Source organism: Halalkalibacterium ligniniphilum (genome assembly GCF_000334155.1).
GTDB lineage: Bacteria > Bacillota > Bacilli > Bacillales > Bacillaceae_D > Halalkalibacterium > Halalkalibacterium ligniniphilum.
In genome coordinates, this window is the sequence record NZ_ANNK01000133.1 from 22,453 (window position 1) to 29,111 (window position 6,659).

The following is a 6,659-nucleotide window of genomic DNA, read 5'->3' on the forward strand; positions in this document are numbered from 1 at the left end:
ACCCCTTACTTACCTATCCTTAAAGCCTTTATATCTTTTTAAAAATTAATGTAGCATTATGACCGCCAAAACCTAAAGAATTGGACAATACAACCTTTACATCTGATTGCTTTGCTACATTTGGAACATAATCTAAATCAAGCTCTTCATCAGGTGTTTCAAGATGAATGGTTGGAGGAATGATCCCTTCTTTCATTGATAATAAAGAAAAAATTGCCTCGATTGCCCCTGCTGCTCCTAGCAAATGACCCGTCATCGACTTAGTCGAACTAATAGACAGGCGATACGCATGCTCCCTGAAAACTTCCTTAATGGCTTGTGTTTCGTACAAATCATTATATGGAGTGCTCGTCCCATGGGCATTAATATAATCTACCTGATCTGGAGAAATTCCACCATCGTTCAATGCCATTTTCATCGCTCGCTGGCCCCCTTCTCCATTCGGTGCAGGTGCAGTAATATGGTGCGCATCACCTGTTGCTCCATATCCGATAAGCTCACCGTAAATCGTTGCTCCACGAGATACCGCATGCTCCCATTCTTCTAATATAACGACCCCAGAGCCTTCAGCAATGACAAACCCATCTCGATTTTTATCAAACGGACGACTTGCACTGTTTGGATCTGAATTTGTTGATAGAGCTGTCATATTTGAAAATCCAGCAATCGTCATCTCCGTAATCGCCGCTTCTGTACCTCCAGTTATCATCATATCCATATCGCCAATTTGAATCGCACGAAAGGCATCTCCGATTGAATTTGCACCTGAAGCACATGCCGTTACTGAGCAATTATTAATCCCTTTGGCTCCAAGCTCAATGGATACACGACCTGACGCCATATCTGGGATTAGCATCGGAATAATAAACGGGCTTACCCGTTTCGGTCCTTTGTCTAAAAATCTCTTATGCTGCTCTTCAAACGCATCGAGCCCACCAATACCCGAACCGATCCAAACCCCTACCCGTTCTGGATGAACATTCTCTCCAATTTGAACTCCTGCATCCTGAACAGCCATCTTACTTGCAGCAATGGCGAATTGTGTAAAACGAGCCATTCTTCTTGCTTCTTTTCCATCCATAAAATCCTCTGGCTTAAACCCTTTTACTTCACCAGCCACTTTAACATTAAATTTTTCTGCATCAATTCGAGTAATTGGAGCAATACCTGATACACCTTGTTTAATCTTTTCCCAAGTTGTATACACATCATTTCCCAAGGGAGTGACAGCTCCAATTCCTGTAACAACGACTCGTTTTCTCATCATTCCACCTCTTTTCCTTTATTTACCCCATCTTAAAACAACTGAACCCCAAGTTAAGCCCCCTCCAAAGCCCACCATAACAATGATGTCATTTTCATTAATTTTCCCATTTTCAATTTCAGTAAATAACGCAAGTGGAATTGATGCTGCTGAGGTATTGCCATGTTCCTTAATCGTTGCGGAAACCTTCTCCTTTGCCAGACCAAGTCTTTCTCGCGCCGCATCAATAATTCGAGTATTCGCTTGATGTGGAACAAAATAATCGATGTCAGTCGTCTCAAGACCTGCCTTTTTGATTGCATTTAAACATGATTCTGGCACTTGCCGGGCTGCAAATTTAAAAACTTCTCTACCGTTCATCGCCACATAATTCGTTTGTTTATCTACAAATAAATGCTTCCCGCCTGTCCCCTCTGCACCTAATTCAAATGCTAAGATTCCTTTCCCTTGTGAAACTTCACTAAGGACAACAGCTCCAGCACCATCCCCAAACAGAACACACGTATTCCGGTCAGTCCAATCAATGATTTTTGAAAATTTTTCACTGCCTATAATCAAAACATTTTTATATGTATTCGTTTCAATAAATTGCTTTCCTGTTACTAGAGCGTAAACAAACCCTGTGCAAGCCGCACTTAGATCCATCGCCGGAATGTGATGAGCTTCAAGAGCCTCTTGCACCATGCAGGCAACCGACGGAAACACAGAATCAGCAGTTGCAGTAGCAACAATGATTAAATCAATATCAGATACATCTAATGAAGCATTTATCAGCGCTTTTTTTGCAGCAATAATCGCCATATCAGATGTATCCATTTCGTTACTGGCAATCCGACGCTCTTCAATTCCTGTTCTTGTACGGATCCACTCGTCATCTGTATTTACGAGCTTTTCTAAATCGTGATTCGTTACAACTTGTTCAGGAAGATAGGTGCCTACGCCAATGATACCCACACTTTTCATTTCATCACCCTAATCTATTTACGAATTATGACCTGATCATATTATCTACTATATAAATTGTATTTTACCGTAAACCCTTTTAAATAAAAAGGAGAAAAGGAAAGAAATGAGCAAGCAATTTGTTTTGTGAACACAGTAAACAAAAAGAGGAACAGTCCTTGATAACAAAGATGGAAATCACATTTTAGCAATGGTACATTTAGTACCAGAAGATAAAGGGCCAAATCAAGAAATCAATAGGGCAATACAAAGCTTAATAAAGTGGAATAAGGTGGAGGAATGAAGCAATGTCTCAAAAAACAAAGAATGACGTAGCGTGGGAAGCGTTGTTTGAAAGGTATCGTATTCTCGATGGGATAACGCATGATGGATATCACCGAATTTTAGCCGATGATATTCGAAAAGAGCGAGAGCCTCGGCTTATGTGTAAATTTGATCATCGGACGAATCTAGCGCAGCCGTTTAAAGAATACAAGCTTTCTATCTTGCCATTATCCCGGTCAGAGTATATCATTGGAAGCTTTGAAATCTTCCAAAAGGTACAATATAAAAAAAATCAGTTACCTACGCGTGTCAGCATCCCTAGCTTTATTGATACGATCAAAAAAGACGATCTATACTCTGAGAGCTCAGCTTTACATGCTGCACACGTTTCAGGCATGTTTCATCGTGTGTTAGGATTAAAGCACGACTCCCAACTACTGCAAACCGTCTCAGGAAGAATGGGGTCTAAAAGCTTTGACTATCGCGTTAATCTTGCTACAGGTGGAGCATTTCCTATTAAGGTAGAGGGCTCTCAAATAGAAATTGATGGTGGATACGAAACGAGCGATTGTTTTGTCATTGTAGAGGCAAAAAAAGAGACGGTAAAGGATTTTAATATCCGTCAATTATTTTATCCTTATCGTGTATGGAAGAAACGAACGAATAAACCTGTTTTGCCAGTCTTTTTCACTCACTCCAACGATATTTTTAGTTTTTTCGTCTATAAATTTGACGACGATCAAACCTTTAATTCGATTCGTTTAGTTGAACAAAAAGATTATATTATAGACAGTGAAAAAATGACATTAGACGAGATATTAACGATTGCCCGCTCAGTACCTACCGTAACAGAGGATCGAACCATTCCCTTTCCGCAGGCAGATACCTTTGAAAGAGTCGTTGATCTTTTAGGGCTATTATACGAAAAAGATATGACACCAAATGAAGTCGCAGAAAACTATGACTTTAATATTCGACAATCCTATTATCACGCGGATGTTGGCAGATATTTAGGACTTGTTGAAAGGATAACAGTTGACCGGACAACCTTCTTGACACTCAACGAAAAAGGCCGCCGGATCATGTCGAAGCCTTACAAGCAGAAGTATTTGGCTCTGGTCACTTGTATTATGGAACATGCTCCCTTTAGAGAAGCTTTTTTAGAGTGGTTAACGAATAATCAGCATCTACCTACAGAGCGGTGTATTCAAATCATTGAAAAAAATAACGGCAATGTTAATCCAAATAGCTCTACAATCGGACGTCGTTCTCAATCAGTCAAAAAATGGTCAGAGTGGGTCTACCGTTTAACGCAACTCTGAAACACATTTTACTTGAGCGACTCTCTGTTCATTGAATAGAGATAAGTTCGTTAAGTAACGCTAAGTATCCTTTCAATAAAGGGGTGTAACCGGCAAGCTTTTTGCTTTATCATCCTGTAAAACTCGTCCCCTTTCCACAAAAAGGAGCTAATCATTTTGTGATGGTTAGCTCTTGTACAGGATCAGCGCAGCGAAGATACGCTCTTCACTTAGCTGGGGTGGACAGCATAAAACCTATTTCCTTCACACCTCCTACTAACGCTTTTTTACTCAGCTTGAATTCGTTTTAATAACACTCCAAACTCTGCTTCATATTGCTCATACACTGGTTGACTCGCTTCAACAAATGCTTCGTAATCAAACTCCTCACGAGGGACGACTTTCATTCCTTCATTAATCGCCGTCTGTAAAAGCTCTTCATCTAATTCGATCATAAATTGCCGTTCCCAATCACGTGTTTCCTCAGCAGCTTCAACAAAGACTTTTTGTAACTCAGGAGAAAGACTATCAAATTTATCCTTGTTAATTACAAATGGAAATGCACTGTATAAATGGTGTGAAATGGTAAGATGATTTTGAACTTCAAAGAAGTTACTCGGAACAATAAGCGAAAGCGGCGTTTCTTGACCATCAACAACTCCTTGCTGCATGGCAGTAAATACTTCTGGCCATGCCATTGGCGTAGCATCTGCCCCTAAAGCTTTAAATGCATCGATATGCACCCGGTTTTCCTGTGTACGAATTTTAAGACCTTCCATGTCCTCTGGTGTTTTAATTGGATGTTTGCTATTAGTAATATTTCTAAATCCATTTTCCGCCCATGCTAAAACTTTTAAGTTTACTTCCTCTAGCTTTGCACCTACGTCTGCACCAATTTCTCCATCAAACACTCTTTCTACGTGCTCTCTATCACGAAACAAAAACGGAAAATCAAAAGCATTGACTTCAGGAGCAAAATTACCTAAAACCCCACTCGAGACAAAAGCCATATCAATCGTTCCTAGCTGCGTTCCTTCAATAATCTCTCTTTCTCCTCCAAGCTGAGAGTTTGGATGAATATTAATCGTCACTTGTCCGCCCGTTTTCTTTTCAACAATTTCTTTAAATTTCAAAGAAGCTTGATGCATATGAGAAATATCAGAATCTGGTGTGGCATGTGCTAATTTAATTGAAACTTTTTCAAAGCCTTCTTCATTTTGCGCTGCGGCAGTTGTATTAGATGTATTTTCTGTGCTAGAAGATGTTGAACCACAACCAACAATAAGTACACTTACAAGGAATACAGCTAAGAAAAACAAGATTTGCGTTTTCATAAGGGCCGTTCACTCCTATGGCTTATTTTTTGTCATTCTTTGAAGCATTCATTTCCTCTTGTTCATTCCATCTTCAACCATTCATTTCAACTAAATCTTGCCATTACCACATTAAAAACTAGAAATTATTTTAAAAGGAAAGCTTTTGTGATTTGATCCTTTTCAAGTCTCCTCTCACTTAATTCGTATTATTTAGACACAATTCGACAAAAACAGCAAACTACTTAAAAAGCATCCTCTTTAAAAAATGATGAATGCGCTTTCATTTTAGATTATTGATTATTTTGAAACATGCTTTTATTTGCCGAAAACTTTTTTAAATAGACATCAAAAGCTTTCGGCTTAATAGGCTCAACCCGTCATTTTACATTCAGTGTGTGAATTGCTTCACCATTCACACTGGCAGCCGCCTCCATTAGCGCTTCTTCCAAGCTCGGATGTGGATGTACGGTCAAAGAAATATCTTCTGCTTTAGCCCCTAGCTCGATGGCTAGCGCTGCTTCTCCAATTAATGAAGATGCATCAGGACCAACCATTTGAACCCCTAAGACCCTATCAGACTCCTTCTCTACAACGATTTGTACAAATCCTTCCGCCTGCTGTGTTGAGAGCGCTCGCCCATTGGCTGAAAAAGGTGATTTCCCTACCGTAATTTCAAATCCTTTTTCTTTGGCAGCATCAGGACTAAGTCCAACTGTCGCGATTTCAGGGTCAGTAAAAATGACCGCAGGCATTGCAAAAGCATCCATTTCACTTGCTTTGTTTGAAAGAGCTTCTGCGGCTACAATTCCCTCTTTCGAAGCCTTATGTGCCAGCATAGGACCTGTGGCTACATCACCGATTGCAAAGATTGAGAACTGACTTGTGCGACATTGTTGATCGGTGACGATGAAGCCTTTTTCATTCACTTCTACTCCGATTTCCTCTAATCCAAGCTGTTCACTATTCGGTCGGCGCCCCACAGAGACTAGTAGCTTATCGGCGGTGATTGAACGCTCCCCTAGAGATGTGTCTAGCACTAGCTTCATTTGAGCTCCAATTTTTTCATGGGCCTTAATCTTAGTACCTGTGAATACATCTACATCGATTTTTTTAAGATTTTTGTACACAGGCTGAATCAACTCAAGATCGGTACCTGGTAACAATTGATCCTGCAATTCAATGATCGTAACCTTTGCTCCTAGCTTTGCATAGGCTGTTCCTAATTCTAGCCCAATGTAACCACCTCCCATCACGACCAATTCGTTTGGCACATCCGTCAATTGTAAGGCTTCTGTGGAACTAATCACCGTTTCCCCGTCAAACTCAAACCTAGGAATTTCATTGGGCCGGCTACCTGTTGCAATAATGGCATACTCAAATTCAAAAAGCTCACGGCTCTCCTCAGACATAACCTCGATCTTGTTTTTACCGATGAATCGAGCCTCCCCTTTTACGACATTAACTTTGTTGGACTTTAACAAGGCATTAACACCATTTGTTAATTTGCTAACAATGGATTGCTTCCAATCCATCATTTGATTCATCTCAAAG

Annotated in this window: 5 protein-coding genes; 1 reads left to right on the top strand and 4 read right to left on the bottom strand. The window is 40.2% G+C overall.

Translation table 11 applies throughout. From position 1 onward, the window contains the following. Positions 1-28: 28 nt before the first annotated feature. Positions 29-1,267, bottom strand: a complete 1,239-nt coding sequence (gene fabF / locus BLT_RS0116400) for a beta-ketoacyl-ACP synthase II (protein WP_026105164.1) — start codon at positions 1,265-1,267, stop codon at positions 29-31. Between the two features lie 15 nt (positions 1,268-1,282). Beyond that, positions 1,283-2,227, bottom strand: coding sequence for a beta-ketoacyl-ACP synthase III (locus tag BLT_RS0116405; protein WP_017728857.1), 945 nt, complete (start codon positions 2,225-2,227; stop codon positions 1,283-1,285). A gap of 287 nt (positions 2,228-2,514) precedes the next feature. Here BLT_RS0116405 and BLT_RS0116410 point away from each other — a divergent pair, with 287 nt between their 5' ends. Continuing rightward, entirely contained in the window at positions 2,515-3,813 is a 1,299-nt protein-coding gene (locus tag BLT_RS0116410; RefSeq protein ID WP_017728858.1) for a type II restriction enzyme, read from the top strand. Positions 3,814-4,079: 266 nt separating this feature from the next. On the opposite strand, the gene BLT_RS0116415 is transcribed toward BLT_RS0116410, so the two are convergent. Then, on the bottom strand, positions 4,080-5,126 hold the full coding sequence (locus BLT_RS0116415) for a TRAP transporter substrate-binding protein (protein ID WP_017728859.1): 1,047 nt from the start codon (positions 5,124-5,126) through the stop codon (positions 4,080-4,082). 359 nt (positions 5,127-5,485) lie between these two features. Then, positions 5,486-6,659, bottom strand: a 1,174-nt coding sequence (gene lpdA / locus BLT_RS0116420) for a dihydrolipoyl dehydrogenase (protein WP_017728860.1), incomplete at its 5' end; no start/stop codon positions are given.

Coding starts and splice junctions, on each gene's coding strand:
- fabF (WP_026105164.1), bottom strand. CDS start 1,267: ATGATGAGAAAACGAGTCGTTGTTACAGGAATTGGAGCTGTCACTCCC.
- BLT_RS0116405 (WP_017728857.1), bottom strand. CDS start 2,227: ATGAAAAGTGTGGGTATCATTGGCGTAGGCACCTATCTTCCTGAACAA.
- BLT_RS0116410 (WP_017728858.1), top strand. CDS start 2,515: ATGTCTCAAAAAACAAAGAATGACGTAGCGTGGGAAGCGTTGTTTGAA.
- BLT_RS0116415 (WP_017728859.1), bottom strand. CDS start 5,126: ATGAAAACGCAAATCTTGTTTTTCTTAGCTGTATTCCTTGTAAGTGTA.